Source organism: Paraburkholderia hiiakae, from assembly GCF_904848665.1.
Taxonomy (GTDB): Bacteria; Pseudomonadota; Gammaproteobacteria; order Burkholderiales; family Burkholderiaceae; genus Paraburkholderia; species Paraburkholderia hiiakae.
The window spans coordinates 119439-137282 of the sequence record NZ_CAJHCQ010000002.1 but is presented as its reverse complement, the minus strand read 5'-3'; the positions used below and the strand labels follow the sequence as shown (position 1 = coordinate 137282).

The 17844-nt window shown below is 64.5% G+C and carries 20 protein-coding genes; 15 read left to right on the top strand and 5 right to left on the bottom strand.

All coding sequences use genetic code 11. The annotated features are described in order from the left end of the window. Window positions 1-2: 2 nt before the first annotated feature. Window positions 3-635: a CGNR zinc finger domain-containing protein gene (locus JMY28_RS04555; protein ID WP_201694718.1), complete on the bottom strand. Its 633-nt coding sequence runs from the start codon at window positions 633-635 to the stop codon at window positions 3-5. Between the two features lie 174 nt (window positions 636-809). On the opposite strand from JMY28_RS04555, the gene JMY28_RS04550 reads away from it, so the two are divergent. The 15 genes from JMY28_RS04550 to JMY28_RS04480 all read left to right on the top strand — a co-directional run bounded on the left by JMY28_RS04550 (window position 810) and on the right by JMY28_RS04480 (window position 14274). After that, a complete protein-coding gene (locus tag JMY28_RS04550) occupies window positions 810-1505 on the top strand; it encodes an alpha/beta fold hydrolase (protein ID WP_201694717.1) in 696 nt (231 codons plus the stop codon). A gap of 47 nt (window positions 1506-1552) precedes the next feature. After that, window positions 1553-2404: an alpha/beta fold hydrolase gene (locus JMY28_RS04545; RefSeq protein ID WP_201694716.1), complete on the top strand. Its 852-nt coding sequence runs from the start codon at window positions 1553-1555 to the stop codon at window positions 2402-2404. Window positions 2405-2439: 35 nt separating this feature from the next. Beyond that, window positions 2440-3210 (top strand): SDR family oxidoreductase, encoded by a 771-nt coding sequence (locus tag JMY28_RS04540; RefSeq protein ID WP_201694715.1) that lies wholly within the window; start codon window positions 2440-2442, stop codon window positions 3208-3210. 355 nt (window positions 3211-3565) lie between these two features. Continuing rightward, a complete protein-coding gene (locus tag JMY28_RS04535) occupies window positions 3566-3916 on the top strand; it encodes a DUF3649 domain-containing protein (RefSeq protein ID WP_236596690.1) in 351 nt (116 codons plus the stop codon). After that, entirely contained in the window at window positions 3913-5526 is a 1614-nt protein-coding gene (locus tag JMY28_RS04530; protein WP_201694714.1) for a PepSY-associated TM helix domain-containing protein, read from the top strand. The genes JMY28_RS04535 and JMY28_RS04530 overlap by 4 nt, the downstream gene beginning before the upstream one ends. Then, window positions 5523-5807, top strand: coding sequence for a DUF3325 domain-containing protein (locus JMY28_RS04525; protein WP_236596689.1), 285 nt, complete (start codon window positions 5523-5525; stop codon window positions 5805-5807). The genes JMY28_RS04530 and JMY28_RS04525 overlap by 4 nt, the downstream gene beginning before the upstream one ends. A 195-nt stretch (window positions 5808-6002) precedes the next feature. Continuing rightward, entirely contained in the window at window positions 6003-7172 is a 1170-nt protein-coding gene (locus tag JMY28_RS04520) for a porin (RefSeq protein ID WP_201694713.1), read from the top strand. Between the two features lie 302 nt (window positions 7173-7474). After that, window positions 7475-7948 carry a glycine zipper family protein gene (locus tag JMY28_RS04515; protein WP_201694712.1) on the top strand — a complete coding sequence of 158 codons (474 nt, stop codon included), beginning with the start codon at window positions 7475-7477 and terminating at the stop codon, window positions 7946-7948. A gap of 179 nt (window positions 7949-8127) precedes the next feature. Then, window positions 8128-8706, top strand: coding sequence for a BPSL1445 family SYLF domain-containing lipoprotein (locus tag JMY28_RS04510; protein ID WP_201694711.1), 579 nt, complete (start codon window positions 8128-8130; stop codon window positions 8704-8706). Window positions 8707-8718: 12 nt separating this feature from the next. Next, on the top strand, window positions 8719-9309 hold the full coding sequence (locus JMY28_RS04505; protein WP_201694710.1) for a DUF1344 domain-containing protein: 591 nt from the start codon (window positions 8719-8721) through the stop codon (window positions 9307-9309). Window positions 9310-9405: 96 nt separating this feature from the next. Further along, on the top strand, window positions 9406-9792 hold the full coding sequence (locus tag JMY28_RS04500) for a response regulator transcription factor (RefSeq protein ID WP_201694709.1): 387 nt from the start codon (window positions 9406-9408) through the stop codon (window positions 9790-9792). A 74-nt stretch (window positions 9793-9866) separates the two neighbouring features. Further along, window positions 9867-11183: a paraquat-inducible protein A gene (locus tag JMY28_RS04495; protein ID WP_201694708.1), complete on the top strand. Its 1317-nt coding sequence runs from the start codon at window positions 9867-9869 to the stop codon at window positions 11181-11183. Further along, window positions 11167-12792: a PqiB family protein gene (locus tag JMY28_RS04490; RefSeq protein ID WP_201694707.1), complete on the top strand. Its 1626-nt coding sequence runs from the start codon at window positions 11167-11169 to the stop codon at window positions 12790-12792. Before JMY28_RS04495 ends, JMY28_RS04490 begins: the two co-directional genes overlap by 17 nt. After that, entirely contained in the window at window positions 12789-13424 is a 636-nt protein-coding gene (locus JMY28_RS04485) for a PqiC family protein (RefSeq protein ID WP_236596688.1), read from the top strand. The genes JMY28_RS04490 and JMY28_RS04485 overlap by 4 nt, the downstream gene beginning before the upstream one ends. A 19-nt stretch (window positions 13425-13443) precedes the next feature. Beyond that, on the top strand, window positions 13444-14274 hold the full coding sequence (locus JMY28_RS04480) for a hypothetical protein (RefSeq protein ID WP_201694706.1): 831 nt from the start codon (window positions 13444-13446) through the stop codon (window positions 14272-14274). 18 nt (window positions 14275-14292) lie between these two features. Here the strand turns inward: JMY28_RS04480 and JMY28_RS04475 are convergent, their stop codons facing one another. From JMY28_RS04475 to JMY28_RS04460, 4 genes are all read right to left on the bottom strand, one after another. Further along, complete coding sequence (locus tag JMY28_RS04475) at window positions 14293-15210, bottom strand: DUF2950 domain-containing protein (RefSeq protein ID WP_201694705.1); 918 nt, start codon at window positions 15208-15210, stop codon at window positions 14293-14295. An 11-nt stretch (window positions 15211-15221) separates the two neighbouring features. Then, window positions 15222-16676, bottom strand: a complete 1455-nt coding sequence (locus JMY28_RS04470) for a DUF3300 domain-containing protein (RefSeq protein ID WP_201694704.1) — start codon at window positions 16674-16676, stop codon at window positions 15222-15224. A gap of 425 nt (window positions 16677-17101) precedes the next feature. Then, on the bottom strand, window positions 17102-17284 hold the full coding sequence (locus tag JMY28_RS04465) for a hypothetical protein (protein WP_201694703.1): 183 nt from the start codon (window positions 17282-17284) through the stop codon (window positions 17102-17104). Between the two features lie 185 nt (window positions 17285-17469). Then, window positions 17470-17844, bottom strand: coding sequence for a hypothetical protein (locus tag JMY28_RS04460; RefSeq protein WP_201694702.1), 375 nt, complete (start codon window positions 17842-17844; stop codon window positions 17470-17472).

Sequence of the window (17844 nt, the reverse complement as noted above, 5' to 3'; positions counted from 1 at the left end):
CCTCAGGCGCTTTCGCGCTCCTTGAGTCGTTTGCGGTGCGCGGCAACTTTCGCGCGATTCCCGCAGATCGCCATGCTGCACCAGCGGCGCGCGTGGCCGCGCGTGTGGTCGGCGAATAGCAGTGTGCATTTCGGCCCTTCGCAGGCTTTCACGTGCGTGAAGTCTTGCTCGCACACGAGTTTCGCCAGCGCTTCGGCAATCGGCATCAAGAGCGATTCCGGCGATTTCCAGCGCCGATTCACGCGGTACTCGAACGCCGCCGCGCCTTCGCCGCCGAGCGCGACGACTTCGCCGTACCGATCGTCGCGCGCGAGCAGGTCGTTGAGCGGCGCGAGTTCGTCCAAATCGCCACGGGTGAGCGGCCGGCCCATTCTTTCCCGCACGAAGCCCCGGAACCATTCACGCAGGGCGCGCGCCTCGCCGGCGACCGTGTCGAACCCGGCCGACGTGAACTGCGCGCGCATGGCGGCGAGCACCGGCGCGGGAACCATGCCCGCCTGGTCGAGCCAGGACAGCAAACCTTCGCCGTCGGCGATCCAGTCGATGGGCGCGTCCACCGGTGTTGCAACCGAGTTCAGGAAGTCGAGCCCCGGCGCGTCGGCCACGAATATCGCAGGTATTGGACGGTAGTCCATCTTCTTGCCGCAAAAGGGTAATCAGGGTGCGGTCAGTGTAACCATTAAAAATGCCGTTGACAAGTTACACACGCCCATCGTAACCTCTAAAGCATCAGTAATACGGTTACAAAAGGTGATGGTGCCGAGCGGCCGATGTCGCAGCCAGCGCCACTTTCTTTCAAGGAGCAGAGCATGTCTCACGGCAAAACGAGTGTGGTGCTGGCGCACGGTGCATGGGCGGACGGGTCGAGCTGGAGCAAGGTGATCGAACGGTTGAACCGTCAGGGCATCGACGCCGTGGCGGCCCCGCTTCCGCTGACTTCGCTGGGCGACGATGTGGCGGCGCTCGAGCGCACGCTCGAACGGGTCGACGGGCCGGTCGTGCTGGCCGGTCACGCGTACGCGGGGGCGGTGATCGGGGCCACGCGTGCTGCGAACATCGCGGCGCTGGTGTACGTGGCCGCGCTCGCACCCGACGAGGGCGAGACCGTAGCCGACGTGTTCTATCGCGGGAAGACGCACCCGCAGGCGCCGCAACTCGCGCCCGACCGCCACGGCTGGATCTGGCTCCCGCAGGAAGCGTTTGCGAACGCGTTCTCGCAGCACGCCACTGCGCAGGAGGCGGCGGCGCTCGCCGCGATCCAGCGTCCCATTGCGGCGGCGTGCATTGGTGAAGCGGTGGGGCGCCCGCTATGGAGAGACCGGCCGGCCTGGTTTCTCGTTGCCGGCGAAGACCGCATGATCGATCCCGACACGCAACGCTTCATGGCGAACCGGATGAACGCCCAGATCCGCGCCCATGAAGTCGATCACACGCCAAGCGTCACGGCGCCCGATGCAGTGGCGCAAGTCATCGTCGAAGCCGTTCAGTCCGTCTCTTCGCGCTAACCCGCGCAATTGTTCGTTCAAGTGTCCGTTCATCTCTGGAGGAACTCATGACAGCCATTACCTACCGCCGCGCCGATGTCGACGGCTTCAACGTTTTCTACCGGGAAGCCGGGGCCATTGACGCACCGAAGCTGCTGCTATTGCACGGCTTTCCGAGCGCCGGCCACATGTTCCGCGACCTCATTCCGAAGCTCGCCGACCGCTTCCATATCGTCGCGCCGGACTTGCCGGGCTTCGGCCAATCGGACTTGCCGGATCGGGACCAATTCACCTACACGTTCGAGAACATCGCGAACGTGATCGCGCGCTTTACCGAGCGCATTGGCTTCGACCGGTTCGCGGTGTATGTATTCGACTACGGCGCGCCCACGGGCTTTCGGCTCGCGCTCGCGCATCCCGAGCGCATCACGGCGATCATTTCGCAAAACGGCAACGCCTACGAGGAAGGCCTGAGCGACGGCTGGAACCCGATTCGCGCTTACTGGCAGGACCCGTCGCCCACGAATCGCGACGCGTTGCGCGCGATGCTCACGCGCGAAACGACCCACTGGCAATACACGCACGGTGTGCCCGATGCATCGGCGGTGTCGCCGGACGGCTATTCGCTCGACGACTACTATATGAGCCGCCCCGGCGCGCACGAGATCCAGCTCGACCTGTTCCGCGATTATCGGAACAACGTTGCGCTCTACCCCGCGTTTCAGGCGTATTTCCGCACGCACCAGCCGCCGTTTCTCGCCGTGTGGGGCAAGAACGATCCGTTCTTCCTGCCCGCGGGCGCGGAAGCATTCAAGCGTGACCTGCCGCAAGCGGTGGTGCGTTTCTTCGACACCGGACACTTCGCGCTGGAAACGCATGCAGACGAGATCGCCACGGCAATCACAGAATTTCTCGAATGATGATTGGCAATACTGATCGAACGAGGAGTGGGAAGATGGTTAGCAAAGTCGCAATCGTAACGGGCGCAAGTCAGGGCATTGGCCGATCGACGGCCGTGAGGCTGGCGCGTGACTTCGACGCTATCGCCGTGGTGGCGCGCAATCGCGAGCAACTCGAGCAGACCGCCGCGCAGGTGAGGGAGGCTGGCGCTCAGGCACTCGTCATCGACATCGATCTTTCGCGTGCCGAAGCTGCGCGACAAGTGGTGGAGCAAACGCTCGCGGCGTTCGGGCGCATCGACGCGTTGCTCAACATTGCGGGCGCGGTGCCGCAGGTCGATCTGTTCGAAATGACCGACGAGCAATGGGAGGGCGGTCTCGCACTCAAACTGCACGGTGCGCGACGTTTGACGATCGAAGCCTGGCCGGCGCTGAAGGCTAGCTCGGGCGCGGTCGTGCTGATGTCGGGCAATTCGGCCGTGTTTCCGAAGGCGCCCTATGCGGCAGTCGGCACGATCAACGCGGCGATCGTCGCGCTCGCGAAGGCGTTTTCGGACCGCGGTATCGCGGACGGCGTGCAGGTCAACAGCGTGCTGCCCGGCGCCGTGATGACGGGCCGCCGCCAGTCGTATCTGGAACGCTGGGCGCCGCTGCACCACGTGAGCGTGGAGGAAGCCACGGCAAAATTCCCCGCCGAAGCGGGCATTGCGCGCTACGGCACCCCCGAGGAGATTGCCGAACTGATGGCATTCATCGTATCGCCCGGCGCGCACTGGATGACCGGCACGACGCTCAGGATGGACGGCGGCGAGGTCAAGTCGATCTGAGCGGGGAGGCGCGCGCGATCTTGTTCTGGCGCGCTTCGTCGTACGAGATGGATGCATGAACAACAGATGGCGCAGGCGCCAGCCTGCGTTTGCGCGCGGGTCCGGCGTTTTGCCCACTTTGCGCGCACGGGGTATTATCACGACCTCGTCGGTAATACATCAATGTCCCCCCAATACGATCCGGACACCTCGCGTGAAGCGCAGGTGAGCATTGGCGCGCGCCTTCGCAGGCCGCCGCGTTCGATGCAGATCGACATCTCAAGTTTGCAGGAAGGGTCATGAAACGAGTTTTGGCGGGGTTGGCGTTGTCTACGCGTTCGTTGGGGGACGTCACATCAGCCGTGCGAGCGGCGGCATGAGCGTCGCGCTTGACTACATGCGCCGCGCGCGTTGCGCGGGCCCGCTTGCCGCGCGTATCGCCGGCGCCATTTTCGGCGGGTATGCGCTCGGCGCACTTGCGAGCGTGGCTGCGCTCGCGCTGCCCGTGAGCGCACCGCAAGGCGTCATCACGGGCATGCTGGCGAGCTTCATTTTTTACGCGGGTGCGGTGATCTGGGTATTTCTCGCGCGAAGCGCGCGCCGCGCATGGGCCGGTCTGCTGCTCGTGGCGCTCCCGCTCGCTTTGGCGGCGTGGTGGGCTTCGTCGTCGGTTGCGTCCGCAACGTCTGCCGTATCCTATGTGGCGGCGGGAGGCGCGCACAAATGAAGCCTTCAGACAAACAACCGCAAGCCCGCGGCGTGCGCCAGAGCATGTCCGATCTCCATACGTGGGCTGGTCTGCTAGTTGGCTGGATTCTCTATGCGATGTTCCTGACCGGCACGCTCAGCTACTTCAAGGAGGAGCTATCGCAATGGATGCGGCCCGAACTCGCGCACCAGCAGGTCACGCCCGACCCCGCCGCCGTCGCGCAGCGTGTGAACGGCACGCTCGAAACGATCGCGGCAGGCAGCCCGCAGTGGAGCATGCAACTGCCGACCGCTCGCAGCAATATCGCCAGCGCATTCTGGCGCATGCCCGCTACTGCGTCAGGCAAGCGCGCCTTCGGCGAAGCGACGTTCGATCCTGCAACGGGCGATAAAGTCAGCGCGCGCGACACGCTGGGCGGCGAGTTCTTCTATCGTTTCCATTTCCAGTTCTATTACATGCCGGTGATGTGGGGACGCTGGCTGGCGGGCCTGTGCGCGATGTTCATGCTCGTGGCGATCGTGAGCGGCGTGATCACGCACAAGAAGATCTTCGTCGACTTCTTCACATTCCGTTGGGGCAAGGGCCAGCGTTCCTGGCTAGACGCCCATAACGCGCTTTCGGTGTTTGGCCTGCCGTTCCATCTCATGATCACGTATACGGGCCTTGTCACGCTGATGACGATGTACATGCCATGGGGCGCGCAAACCGCGCTGAAGACGCCGGCGCAACGCGAAGCGTTGGCCGCGCAGATGAGCGCGTATATCCAGCCCGGTAAGCCGCTCGGCGTGAAAGCGCCCCTTGCGCCGTTAGACGCGATGGTGCGCGAAGCGCAGGCGCGCTGGGGGCGCGACAACGTGCTGCGCGTGACCGTGACGAATCCCGGCGACGCCAGCGCGCGCGTGGCGGTTTCGCGGGGCGAGGCGGCGCGCGTGTCGATGAGCCCGCAGTACCTGCTCTTCGATGGCGTGAGTGGCAAGCTGCTCAGCGTGAACGACAGCGTGGGTGGTGCGGCTGAAACGCGCGGCGTGCTGTACGCGCTGCACATGGGGCGCTTCAGCGACCTGCAGTTGCGCTGGCTGTATTTCATCGTGAGCCTCGCGGGCACGGCGATGGTGGGCACCGGGCTCGTGATGTGGACGGTGAAGCGCCGCCAGAAGCTGCCCGATCCCGAGCGGCCGTACTTCGGCTTTCGCCTCGTGGAGCGCCTGAATATCGCGAGCATCGCCGGACTCTCCATTGCGATGACGGGGTATTTGTGGGCCAACCGTCTGCTGCCAGTCTCGCTGGCGCATCGGGCGGAAGCGGAAATCAATGCGTTCTTCGCGATCTGGGCGGCCACGCTGCTTTACGCGCTCGCGCGCCCCGCGAAACGGGCGTGGATCGAGTTGCTGTGGTTCGCGGCTGCGTTGCTGGCGTTGTTGCCCGTGCTCAATGCGCTGACCACTCAGCGCCCGCTTTGGCGCAGTCTCGCGGAAGGCGACTGGGTCTATGCCGGCTTCGATCTGATGATGTGGGCGCTTTCCGCGCTGCACGCCGCGCTCGCGGTGCGCGCGGCGCGGCACCGGCCGCGTACGAAGGCGGCGGGCGAACGCCGCGTGAACGCGCTCGCGCCGCAGGAGGATGCATGATGCTGGTTTTCGCTTTGATGCTGTGCGTGCCCGCGTTTGCGTGTCTCGCGATGGCCATGGAGCGTCATCAAGAGACGCTGTTCGGCGCGCTGTTGTCTGCCGCGGCTTCCCGTGTTCTGCGTTGTGCGGGTTGGAGCGCGTTGTTCGTTGCACTGTGGCTGGCGGTGGCGGGGAAGGGTTGGGCGCTTGGGCTCGTCTGGTATAGCGGTTGCACGAGCCTCGGCGCGGGTATCGTGTATGGACTCCTGATTGTTTTTGCGAAGCGGATGTCGGCGCGGTAACGAGGGGCGTCACGGCATTTGCAAACATGCCGGTTTCAACGCTTTATTTAAGCTACGGTTACAGAGCGAAGGGCTGCGAGCGCGCCGCATGGGGTGTCTTGCGCCGACAACGGAACCAATTTCACGCCGAGTCGCGTCAAAGCAAGCGACTAATATAGGAATACCGATTACTCGGTGCGTGAAGGAGTTGCAAACATGAAAAAGCTGGCGCTTATGTTGCTTCCTGTTCCGCTTTCCGTGCTGGCGCCGGTAGCTCAAGCGCAAAGCAGCGTCACCTTGTATGGCGTGATCGACGAAGCCTTCCAGTTCGTCCACAACGCCGACGCCCAGGGAAACAACCTGTATCGGATGCAAGGTGGCAATCTGCAAGGATCCCGCTGGGGATTGAAGGGAACGGAAGACCTGGGCGGCGGCCTGAAAGCGATCTTCCAGCTGGAAAGCGGATTCGATATCAATAGCGGCACTTCGCAACAGGGCGGTCGCCTGTTCGGCCGCCAGGCGTTCGTGGGCTTGACGCACGACCAGTACGGCACGGTGACACTGGGCCGCCAGTACGACCCGGTCGTCGACATGGTCCAGCCGCTTACCGCAGACAATTATTGGGGCAGCACCTTCGCCACGCCGGGCGACGTCGACAACAACGACAACAGCTCTCGTACGAACAATGCGATCAAGTATCTGTCGCCGCAGTTCGCAGGCTTCCAGGTCGAAGGCATGTATGCGTTTGGCGGCGTCGCGGGCGCGACGGGTTCGCAGCAGACCTGGTCGGCGGCAGCGAGCTATGTGACTGGGCCATTCAGCATCGCGGCGGGCTACATCCGCATGCATAACGCAAACTCGACGGTCCCTCGCCTCGACTGGACCAGCAGTTCGGACGGCACGTTCGATGGCGGTTATCAGAACCTCGCTTACGAAACCGCGAAGTGGGTCGGCATTGGCTCCGTTGCCTTGCAATACGTGGCCGGATCTTTCACGTTCGGCGGCAGGTATAGCAACGCGCAGTACAAGGCCGACGCGCAATCGCTCTTCCCATCCAACCAGCGCTACAACGTCGCCGCTGGTTTCGTGAACTATGCGCTCACACCGGCGTCTCTCATCGGCGCGGGCTATACGTGGACGCACAGCGCGGGCGATACTTCGGCGACCTATAACCAGGTCTCGCTGGGCGGTGACTACAACCTCTCCAAGCGTACCGATGTGTACCTCGTCGGCGCGTGGCAGCACGCCAATGGCACGCAGCGCGTGCCGACCGGCCCAACGACCTCCATTCTGACCACCGCAGTGGCTTCCGTGGCGGACTATGGGCTCAACGGCAGTTCGAGTTCGCAGATCATGTTTAGCCTCGGCATACGCCACAAGTTCTGATCGACCGTAGCATCTGCTTCAGTACCTCTCGTACGCCCGCCGCACCGCATGGCCGCTCTGGCCCTGCGCCGGCGGGCGTGTCATTGCGCCTTCCCGCCGCAATAGCTGACGGTAGGACCATGGTCTGATTGTCTTCGCCGTACCGCTCCCACATCATTGAACGGACCACTGCGCCGCTCGCACGGTGCGGTGTTTGCCCTGAATCCGGGCGTCGTGCCGACAGCACGACTGTCGCTTCCCAACCTCCCGCCGATAGCAGCAGGCGTGATCGGCGCGCTCTCGCACGCGCCCAAGGAGTTGATATGGATACCTATATAAATCGCCGGACGTGCGCGCTGAGCGCCGCAGTGCTTCTTTTGGTGAGCGCCGCGCAGGCAACGCCTATTGCTTACCCCGCGAAGGGGCAGAGCGCGCAGCAACAGCATAAGGACGAATCGGCGTGCTATTCGTGGGCGAAGAGCAATACAGGTATCGACCCGCAACAGGTTGCGGCGACGCCGCCGCCGCCTTCGGGCCCGGCGGTGGGCGGCGGCGAGCGCGTTCAAGGCGCGGCGCGCGGCGCGGCAGGCGGCGCGGTGATCGGCGCCATCACGGGTGACGCGGGCAGGGGCGCGGCGGTAGGCGCCGCGGCCGGAACGATGGTGGGCGGATCACGCGCGCGGCAGAACCGGCGCGCCCAGCAGGCCAACGCGCAGCAACAGCAGCAGGGTGCGATGGACACGTTCAACCGCGCCTTTGCCTCGTGCATGCAAGGGCGTGGCTACACGGTCAACTAGCGCGCGCGATGCCCGTCGTGCCTCTGGGTGGCGTAAGACCAAGGTCCGATTTGTCCTGTACGCCGCGTCTGAGACTATGTAACTCAACGATGTGCGAGCAACGTCTCATTCTCGCGTGACGTTCGATCCGCATGCGTGAGTGCCGTGTCCGGGCTGTCTAAACTCAATGGAGGACAACAATGAAGCGACGGATTTTTGTGCTTACGGCGGCGGCCGCGGCCGGTCTGGCCGTTGCGGGTTGCAGCACGACCACGAGCAGTGGGACGAGCGGCGCGACCGATACGGCAAAACGCCAGGAGATCGATGCGTCCGTGGACGGTGCGCTGTCGCGGCTGTTCTCGACAGTCGCGGGCTCGCAAGAACTCGTTTCCAAGGCGCAAGGCGTGCTGGTATTTCCTTCGGTCGGAAAGGCTGCGTTGATTATCGGCGGGTCATACGGCCAGGGCGCGTTGCGCGTAGGCGGATCGACGGTCGGGTACTACAGCACGGCGGCCGCTTCGTTTGGCTTGCAGGCGGGGGTGCAGTCCACCGCCGTGATCTTTCTCTTCATGACTCAGGACTCGCTCGACAAGTTCCGCAACTCGAAGGGCTGGTCGGTTGGCGGCGACGTTTCCGTGGCGCTCGTCAAGGTTGGCGCGAATGGTCAGATCGACACGAGAACCGCAACCGCGCCGGTCCAGGCGATCGTGATGACCAACACGGGCATCATGGCCGATGCGTCGGTAGCCGGCACCAAGGTGACGAAGCTCGATCTGTAATTGGAGGTCGCGATGCCGTACCTCAAGTGGGTTGTTTCAGCAGCGATCGTCGCCGCGGCGCAGCTTGCCGCGGCCCAGGGGCAGACAACGGCCAACGTGACGCACGAGCCGGGCAAGGCAACCGTCACCGGCATGCACAAGGTGACGGCGACCATCACGAAGATCGATGCCGATACCCGCACTGTCACGCTCAAGCGTCACGACGGCAAGCTGGTCGAAGCCGAGCTGGGGCCGGAAGTCAGAAACTTCGATCAACTAAAGGTCGGCGATATCGTGACGATGGCCTATAAGGAATCCCTCACGCTGAGTCTGAAGAAGGGAGGCGACGGCGAGACCTCGATACAGGAAACGCCGAAGGCCGAGCGCGCGGCTGCCGGCGCTAAGCCCGGCGGCATGGTCGGGCGTGAGGTGAAAGTCACGGCGAACGTCGTGGCGGTCGACACGAAAACGCAGACGGTTACCTTGATGGGACCCGAAGGCGGGACGATGGACCTGCGGGTCGAGGATCCCCAACAGCTTGCCAGCGTGCAGGTCGGCGATCAGGTCGAGGCAGTGTATACGGAAGCGTTCGCCGTATCCGTCAAGCCTGCACAGCACAAGTAGCCGGGCATGGGCCAGCCGCGTGCGCTCAGGATGCCGGTCGGCGCGCACGGCGGCGCCGGTCTGGCCGTCTCCATCGGTAACCGAACGCACAGTCATATGAGCAACGTGACACGATCCGTGGCCGTCGTCGACGACGAGGAGTCAGTCGGGCGAGCCATCCAGCGCCTGTTGAAGTCGGTCGGCATCGACTCCGACGTGTACACGAGCGGCGAGGCATTTCTCGCCGCGCTGGCGGCGGCGGCGCCTCACGCGCCAAGGTGCGTGGTCCTCGATATCCAGATGCCCGGCATCAACGGTATCGAGGTGCAGCGCCGGCTGGATGGCACCGGCATACAGTGCATCGTCATTACGGCGCACGACGACGCGCGCGTGCGCGAGCAGGCGCAGGCAGCCGGTGCGGTAGCCTACCTGCGCAAGCCGTTCGACGACTCCGCGCTCATTGGCGCGGTCCATGCGGTGCTTGGCGTGCAGCCGCCAGGCTGACGCCCCGCATGCCGAATCGGTACAGCGATGATGGAGCGACCACGCCACGACCGGATCCAGGGAGGCCCCTCGCGATGAAGCGCGCCGAGCTTCTTGTTTGCCACGACTGCGACCTTATGCAGCGCGGCGCGCCTTGTCCGCCTCGTGGCACGCTGCGATGCCTGCGCTGCAACGCTGAACTGGAGCGTGATCTCCCGGAAAGCCTCGGACGCGCGCTTGCGTTTGCGTTGGGCGCGCTCGTGCTGTTCGTCATTTCCAACCTGTATCCGATCGTCGGGCTCTCGGTGAACGGCAATCTCGTGCGCACGACCCTGTGGCACGCCGTGGAGATTCTCTATCTGGACGGCATGTGGCCCATCGCGGCGCTGGTGTTCGCCACGACGATCCTCATGCCCGGCATGCAAGTCGTGTGTCTGCTCGCCCTTCTCGTGCCGCTTGCGATCAACCGCGCCCCCTGGCAGGCGCCGCTCCTGTTTCGCGTGATGTACACCGCGCGGCCTTGGGGCATGACCGAGGTGCTGATCCTCGGCCTGCTGGTCGCACTCGTGAAGCTGTCCCATATCGCAACGGTCGTGACGGGCGTTGCATTGTGGTCGTTTGGCGCGTTGATGCTGGTGCTCGCGGGCGCGAGCGCGGCGTTCGATGCGCGCCAGTTCTGGTCGCGTGTGGCACGCGCGACGCAGCCGGCCAACGCCCCCAACGTGACAACGAACTTCGTGCCTCGCGAGGAGGCCAGAGGACGAGGCGACCGCGCTGCAGGCCCGCTCACGGGCGCAGCGTGCGGGATTGCGCGCTGCCATGTGTGCGGGCTGCTCGCGCGCATGCCGGCGGCCGCGCATGCTGCGACATGTCCGCGCTGCGGCTGCGCCCTGCATCTGCGCAAGGTCGCGAGCCTCTCGCGCACGTGGGCGCTTCTGGTCGCGGCGATCGTGCTGTATGTGCCTGCGAACGTGCTGCCCGTCATGGACACGAGTTCGCTGTTCGGCACGCAGAAGGACACGATCATGAGCGGCGTGGTGTATCTGTGGGTGTCGGGCTCGTGGCTGCTCGCGCTGCTCGTGTTCATTGCCAGCATCGCCGTGCCCATGCTGAAGATTCTCGGGCTTTCGTATCTGACGTGGACCACCCAACGCCGCTGGACATGGCTGCCCGAGCAGCGCACCCGCATCTACCGGCTGATCGAGCTGGTCGGCCGCTGGTCGATGCTCGACATCTACGTCATCACGATGCTCGTTGCGCTGGTGCAGTTCAACGCGCTAGCCACGATCAGGGCGGGGCCCGCCGCGATCGCTTTCGGCGCTGTCGTGATCCTCACGATGTTCGCCGCGAACATGTTCGATCCGCGTCTCATCTGGGACGCTGTGGAGCGCGAGAATGGCAGCACCCGGTAACGACAATTCCCTGCCGGATCTGCCCGAGGCAAAGCCGGTGCAGGGCTCGCGCTGGCGCATGCAGATCGTATGGCTCGTGCCGATCGTCGCGGTGCTCATTGGCGGCTGGCTTGCCGCCAAGGCAGTCATCGAGGAAGGGCCGACCATCACGATCAGCTTCAAGACCGGCGACGGCCTCGAGGCCGGCAAAACGAAGATCAAATACAAGGACGTCGATATCGGCGTGGTGAAGGCGGTCACGCTCTCGCCCGATCACAAGCGCGTGATCGCGACGGGCGAGCTCGTGAAAGACGCGACGAGCATGCTCGTCGATAACACGCGCTTCTGGGTCGTGCGCCCGCGCATTTCGGGCGGCACCGTTTCTGGCCTGGGCACGCTGCTTTCAGGCTCGTTCGTGGGCATGGACGAAGGCAACTCCACCAGGACACGCCGCGACTTCGTGGGACTCGAAGTGCCGCCCGCGATCCCGAGCGACGTTCCGGGGCGCGAATTCGTGCTGCACAGCATGAACATGGGCTCGCTCGATGTCGGCTCGCCGGTGTTCTTCCGCCGTCTTCAGGTCGGCCAGATCGCTTCCTATGAAATGGACCCGAACGGCAAGGGCGTGACGCTGCGCGTATTCGTGAACGCGCCCTACGACAGGTTCGTGCGCAGCGACACGCGCTTCTGGCACGCGAGCGGACTCGACGTGTCGCTCAGCCCCGACGGCGTGCAGATCAACACGCAGTCGGTGGTGTCGCTGCTCATTGGCGGTGTGGCGTTCGAATCGCCCGAGGCCGACGCAGGCAGCGAGTCGCCCGAGGCCGGCGCCGACTCGAAGTTCGAACTCTACGCCACGCACGCCGACTCGATGAAGGAGCACGACCAGATTGTCGACACCTACGTCGTGACCTTCTACGATTCGGTGCGCGGGCTGACGGTGGGCGCGCCCGTCGACTTCCGCGGCGTCGTGATCGGCGAGGTCACACGCATCTATACGCGCTTCGACCCGGTGAAGAAACAGTTCAGCATTCCTGTTGAAATCAACCTGTATCCACAGCGCTTTACGTCGCGCTTCCAGGATGGCAAGCCAACCGGACGGCTCTCAGCGGAACCGCGACAGCTTGCCGAGTTTCTGATTTCCAGCGGCTTCCGGTTCCAGCTGCGCTCGGGTAATCCGCTCACGGGACAGCTTTACGTCGCCTTCGATGTGTTCCCGGACGCGCCGAAGGCCAAAATCGACTGGTCGAGAACGCCGCCCGAACTGCCGACAGTGCCGCGCACGCTGCAATCGTTGCAGGATTCGCTCACGCGGCTGCTCGCGAAGCTCAACGGCATTCCGTTCGACGCGATCGGCGCGAGCGCGCAGCGCACGCTGCAGAGCGCGAACGACGTGATGGCGAAACTCGGCACCGACGTCGTGCCGCAGGCGCACGACACGCTCTCGGCGGCGCAGTCCACGCTCAACTCGGCCACCGACGCCTTGCAGCCCGACTCGCAGCTTCAGCAGAACACGAGCGACGCCATGCGTGAACTGGCACGCACCGCCGCTTCCGTGCGCATGCTCACGGACTATCTCGAGCGCCATCCCGAGGCCGTGGTGCAGGGCAAACCTGGAGGCAAGCAGTGAACCGCCGCAACGTGACTTTGCATACCGTTCTCGCCGCTGCGATGGTGAGCCTCGCCGGATGCTCCTCGCCGTCTCCCACGTTCTATGCGCTGCGCGCCGACGAAGCGAGCGCCGCGACGTCTACGGCGGCGAGCGCCGTGCCGACCAGCGCTGCGGCGCTCGATGTCGTCGTCGGTCCCGTGACCGTGCCCGACATGGTGGACCGGCCGCAAATCGTCACGCGCAATCCGGACAACACGATCGAGATGAACGAGTGCGCGCGCTGGGCCTCGCCGCTCAAGCTGGACGTCGGGCGCGTCGTTGCCGCGGACCTCGCGCAGCGGCTCGATACGGCGCGCGTTTCGACGGTCGATGCGGGCGCGGCCACTGCGCCGGTCTGGCGCGTTCGCGTGGATATCACCCGCATCGACAGCGTGCTGGGGGATTCGGTGACGATCGACGCGCAATGGGTCGTGAAGCCGCCGGGTCACGAGGCGCTGACGCTCGGGCACACGGTGGCGCATGAGCAGGTGGCGAGCGGGGCCTACGGCGCGCTCGTCGACGCGCATGACCGCGCACTCGCCACCATCAGCGCCGACATAGCGGCGGCGATTCGCGCGGACCGTGCAACAGTGGGTAATGCGAAGAATTGAGCGCGCTACGTGGGATCTCATGAAGACGTTGTGTTGCACGTTGCTGGCACTGACCACGGCGCTGGCGTTGGCGGCTCACGACGCGTCGGGCAGCGTGCCACGCAACGAGGACGCGCCAGCGGGACTCTTCGCGGTGCTCGACTACGTTGTCGCGCCCGCTGAGCAAACGTCCGCGCAGAACGCGGTTGCGTTGAGCGAGGCCGGCGTGGAGCGGGAGACGATCAAGGCACGCATCGTCGAAGCCTGGTTCTACCGGTTGCGTGCGGACCCAGCCGTTGCGCTCGCCGTGCCCGGCGGCGTGGCGGGCCTCGAAGCGCGATTGCGCGACGACACGGCGCGCGAGCGTCTGATCCGCAGCGGCATTGCGCGCCTGACTGCGCCGGACCGGTTGGCGTACTTCACGCTGCTCGCGAAGTACATGGGCCGCGTGGCGCGCGGCAATTGCCAGGGGATCGCGAGTGTGCAGGACATTGCCGACCGCATTTCGATCGGCAGCATGAGCGACGCCGACACCGCCGAATACTTCTCGCTGCTCTACCGCGTGGTGATCCGGTCCCTGCTTGCGGCGCCGCTCACGCTGCCCGCGCCCGTGGCGTACGAGAGGGCGTTGCGGCATCTCGACGATGCGGTCAACGCGGCGCTTGCGGGCGATCCGCAGGCCGTGGCACGGCTCGAACGCGTCACAAACGGCGGCCCTGACGCCACGATGGCCGACGTTTGCTGGGCGAGCGCGGTGCTCATGCGCTCAACGGCGGCAATGAGTGGACCCGATCGCGACGCGCTGCTGCTCTATATGCTCGGCGAAGGCGCACCGGTGCGAGCACCGGCCCACGCTTCGCACGCGCCTTGATCGGGCCGACGTTACGTCTCAGGGCGAAGCTTTCGACCAGCCCGGGCCCGGATCGAAAGACGTCATCGCCTGCGCTTTCGCCGCGCCATCGGGTCCGAGATCGCGCTCATAGACCTGGCCGTCGTGGCTGACCATAAACGTCTTGATGCCCGTGTCGCCGTAGTGCACCGGCCATGCCACGACGCCGAAGCCGCCGAACAGCTTCCCGTCGACCACATAGTTATAGGCACCGCCCGGTGCGTGCGGACCCTGTGAGGTCAGCAGTTTGTAGTGATAGCCGTAATAGCCCGCGTTTTCGGTGTTGCGCGTTCCGGCCGTGAGGAACGCAACGCCTAGCGGACTGGGCGTCTGGTCGGATTCGGTCGGCCAGTACAGGCCGTCCTGCTTGCCCGGCGAACTCGCAAGCTTGCTGGCGTAGACCAGCATCTTGTTGCCGTCGTGATAGGTCTGCGCATATTCGCGTTGCGCGTCGTAGACCGCGAGCATCGTCTGCATCACGGCAAGCTCGTTGCGGCCAATGCGGCGATCGCGCATTTCCTCGACCCCGGCGTGCGTGTCGAAGTGCCAGCCGTGAGCGGTTTTGACGAGCGGAACCGGAAAGGTCCACCCGTCGTCGCCAACGGCGATGACCGCATGATTGGCATCGGTATCCTGAATGGCGTGCGAGGTCTTCCATTCACTCAGGAATTTGTCGCGGATCTCGGCGCCAACCGGTGGTATGAGCTGGCGGAAATCCGCGCCAAAAAGCGCGCGCAATTCCGCTTCGTCGTTGCCGGCCACAGCGTCGCCGAACGCCGTCATCGCCGCGTCGGGCGTGGAGAAGGTGTTTTGACCGGCGGCCGCGCAAGGCCGTGGCGCGAACGCGAGGAGTGCGATGGCGATAACCGCCGCGACTGCCGCGGATGCCGCCGGACGGAGAAACTCATGTCTGTTCATGGCTGTTCTCCTTAGCGTCGGCCGCCGCCGCCGCGTCCGCCGCCACCGCCGCGCATACCACCGCCGCCGCTTGGGCGATTGAACCCCGAGGATTGCACGCTGGAGCGGCCGCGGCTCGCGTCGCGCTGGGTGGCGCCGCCGCTGCCTACCCCCTGGAAAGCGCCGTCACGCCCGCCGCCGCCCCTTGCACCACCGCCGCCGCCGGCGCTCACGCGATTGCTCACGCCGGCGTTGTTACCCGCGCCCGCGCGATTGCCGCCTGGACCGCCGCCCGCACCGTTATTGCCGACGTTCCCGCGATTGCCTGCCGCCCCGTTGTCGGCGAAATTGGCGCGATTGCCGACACTCGGGTTATTGCCCGGGCCACCGCGATTGCCGGCATTGCCCTGATTCCCGCGGTTTCCATTGCCGAGTCCCTGGCCACCCGCGCCGGCGCCCGCGCGGTTTCCATTGCCGAGGCCCTGGCCACCCGCGCCTGCACCCGCACGGTTGCCCGCGCGATCGGCCACGCTGGCGCCGCCCTGGCCATTCTGGCCGTTGCGGCCGCGATAGTCGCGGCGTCCGTCGGCGCCCGCCACGTTGTTGCCGAATTTTTCGCGCGTAGCGTTGTCACGGTACGCAACGCCCTGGCGATGGCTCGAATCGTGCTGCCACCTGCCTCCCTGGACCTTCGTGCTGTCGAAGTTGCGGTTGACGTTCCGGGCCTTGTCCACGTTGATGTTGACGTCGCCACCGCCCCAGTTGCAGTCGCTGAAGATCGCGCCCGCGGCCGCAAGGCCGACGCCCCATGCGAAGCCGGTCATCAGCGCGCCGCCGGGATAGTAAGCGGGAGACGGCGGCCAGGCGTACGGCGGGTAAGCCGGGTAGCTCCATGCGCCGTATACGACCGTGGGGTTGTACGCCGGCACGTAGATCACCTGGGGGTTGGCAGGCTCGATCTTCACGATAGTCTGGCCGCCTTGCGCGGGCGGTTGTTCGACCACGACGTTTTGCTGCTCGTTGCTCTTCAGGTTGCCCGAGTCCTGCGCGCGCGCACGCAGGCGCTGGACGGCGGCGAGCACATCCTTTTCCTGGGCGAGGAACGCGTCACCGAGCTTCTGGGTCCAGTCGAGCTTGTCGTTCATCGGTTCGAGCGCTTGCGGGAAGGCAACGAGCGATTTCACGCTCGTGTCCCACGGCTGGTCTTGAACGGCCTTCACGGCGTCGTCGCCCTTCACCTTCGGGTGCTCCTTGACCCAGCGCGCCGCGTGCACGATTTCCAGCGGGTAGGTGGAGGCCATCAGAACCTGCGCCAGCACCGAATCGGGGTAGAGCGCAATGGGCGCGACGAGCGCTTCCAGCTCCTCGGGTTTGTAGGGGGCGGGCTGCGGCGCATCTTGCGCGCGCAACGCCTGAGCGCCTGCGAACAGCAACGCGAACACGAGCAGGCAGACCGTGTACATGCGTTGTTTGATCCATGAGGTCATGGCCGATCCTTCCATTCGTTTGCTCAACCAGACTACGGGGCGGATAGCGACAACGAGAAGGGGTGAGCGCGTGCGCGCGCATTCTTTTTCAAGTATGGCGAGGCGGGGAGGCCCACGGGTATAGTCCGGTAAGCCGCATCGCGCTGGCAATCGGACCAGAGTCCTATTGACACCGGCGCGGCTGCGCAACGATGCTATTCATTCGTCAAGGCAGGCAGCGTGCATACCTGGAGGTCCAAAATGAAAATGCGTTTTGCTGCGTGTGCGACGGCGCTCCTGCTTTGCGCGCCAGTTTTCATGTCTGAGGTATATGGGCAAGCGGGAACGATGGGTACGAGGCAGATGCGGGACGTGCAGCGCAAAGCGGAGCACAAGGCTCGCTCGAACCAGTCTCAGCAACATGCCAGGCAGAACGCGACGCAACATCATGCGGCGAGCGCGGCGGCGCCAGCTTCGGCGCCTTGATCGACAATGGCGCCAAGCGAGCCGGCGCGCGCTAAAAGTGTGACTGTTCCTGCTGGACATTTAGCGCGTTCCCACTTCGAAATAATGGCCGCGCTTATTTCATGAAGAACGTCATAGATTATTCGCAATACAAAAAACATCATCGCTATTCATATTGAATAGCTAGAAATAACGATTGCGGGAATCATCATCGAAATCAAAGATAACGTTCGCAAATATATCCCGTAAATAGTCAGTGTATATCAGCCAGCGCAAGCGCATTCAAGCCGTGGAGCGCCTGGATGATGGCGGGTACGGGAAAAATTATCGAAAACAAGTGCGTGCGGGATCAATCACCAGCAATTTCTTTCATATAATGAAGGCGCAGTGAAAGCGTGCAGCCACGCTGTTCCGCACGATGATCCCATCCATTCTTTTCTTCAATGACTGACTCATTAACTGCCGGAGCATTCTTCGAAATCAAAAGTAGGCGGTAGTCAGTATTGGGGCGCAACCTGCCCCGCAAACGGCCGGAATTCTGGTGCTCGTCAAATCCGCCCCGCGTGACGCTGAAGCGCTTGAAACGTTTCTCACGCCGGAGCGGCGCAGCGTAGTCGGAGGACACCGTGATCAGGGCAGACGTGGGCAACGAAAAGCTAAAACTGAACAGATCGAGAGCCGAGCATGCAGGGGCCAGCCTGCTGGCATGGCTCGAGAGAATCAA

Excerpts from the sequence above, each read along its gene's own strand:
- JMY28_RS04500 (WP_201694709.1), top strand. The coding sequence starts at position 9,406 with ATGAGCAACGTGACACGATCCGTGGCCGTCGTCGACGACGAGGAGTCA.
- JMY28_RS04480 (WP_201694706.1), top strand. The coding sequence starts at position 13,444 with ATGAAGACGTTGTGTTGCACGTTGCTGGCACTGACCACGGCGCTGGCG.
- JMY28_RS04550 (WP_201694717.1), top strand. The coding sequence starts at position 810 with ATGTCTCACGGCAAAACGAGTGTGGTGCTGGCGCACGGTGCATGGGCG.
- JMY28_RS04535 (WP_236596690.1), top strand. The coding sequence starts at position 3,566 with ATGAGCGTCGCGCTTGACTACATGCGCCGCGCGCGTTGCGCGGGCCCG.
- JMY28_RS04545 (WP_201694716.1), top strand. The coding sequence starts at position 1,553 with ATGACAGCCATTACCTACCGCCGCGCCGATGTCGACGGCTTCAACGTT.
- JMY28_RS04525 (WP_236596689.1), top strand. The coding sequence starts at position 5,523 with ATGATGCTGGTTTTCGCTTTGATGCTGTGCGTGCCCGCGTTTGCGTGT.
- JMY28_RS04540 (WP_201694715.1), top strand. The coding sequence starts at position 2,440 with ATGGTTAGCAAAGTCGCAATCGTAACGGGCGCAAGTCAGGGCATTGGC.
- JMY28_RS04515 (WP_201694712.1), top strand. The coding sequence starts at position 7,475 with ATGGATACCTATATAAATCGCCGGACGTGCGCGCTGAGCGCCGCAGTG.
- JMY28_RS04505 (WP_201694710.1), top strand. The coding sequence starts at position 8,719 with ATGCCGTACCTCAAGTGGGTTGTTTCAGCAGCGATCGTCGCCGCGGCG.
- JMY28_RS04520 (WP_201694713.1), top strand. The coding sequence starts at position 6,003 with ATGAAAAAGCTGGCGCTTATGTTGCTTCCTGTTCCGCTTTCCGTGCTG.
- JMY28_RS04555 (WP_201694718.1), bottom strand. The coding sequence starts at position 635 with ATGGACTACCGTCCAATACCTGCGATATTCGTGGCCGACGCGCCGGGG.
- JMY28_RS04475 (WP_201694705.1), bottom strand. The coding sequence starts at position 15,210 with ATGAACAGACATGAGTTTCTCCGTCCGGCGGCATCCGCGGCAGTCGCG.
- JMY28_RS04495 (WP_201694708.1), top strand. The coding sequence starts at position 9,867 with ATGAAGCGCGCCGAGCTTCTTGTTTGCCACGACTGCGACCTTATGCAG.
- JMY28_RS04530 (WP_201694714.1), top strand. The coding sequence starts at position 3,913 with ATGAAGCCTTCAGACAAACAACCGCAAGCCCGCGGCGTGCGCCAGAGC.
- JMY28_RS04510 (WP_201694711.1), top strand. The coding sequence starts at position 8,128 with ATGAAGCGACGGATTTTTGTGCTTACGGCGGCGGCCGCGGCCGGTCTG.
- JMY28_RS04470 (WP_201694704.1), bottom strand. The coding sequence starts at position 16,676 with ATGACCTCATGGATCAAACAACGCATGTACACGGTCTGCCTGCTCGTG.
- JMY28_RS04465 (WP_201694703.1), bottom strand. The coding sequence starts at position 17,284 with ATGATGTTTTTTGTATTGCGAATAATCTATGACGTTCTTCATGAAATA.
- JMY28_RS04490 (WP_201694707.1), top strand. The coding sequence starts at position 11,167 with ATGGCAGCACCCGGTAACGACAATTCCCTGCCGGATCTGCCCGAGGCA.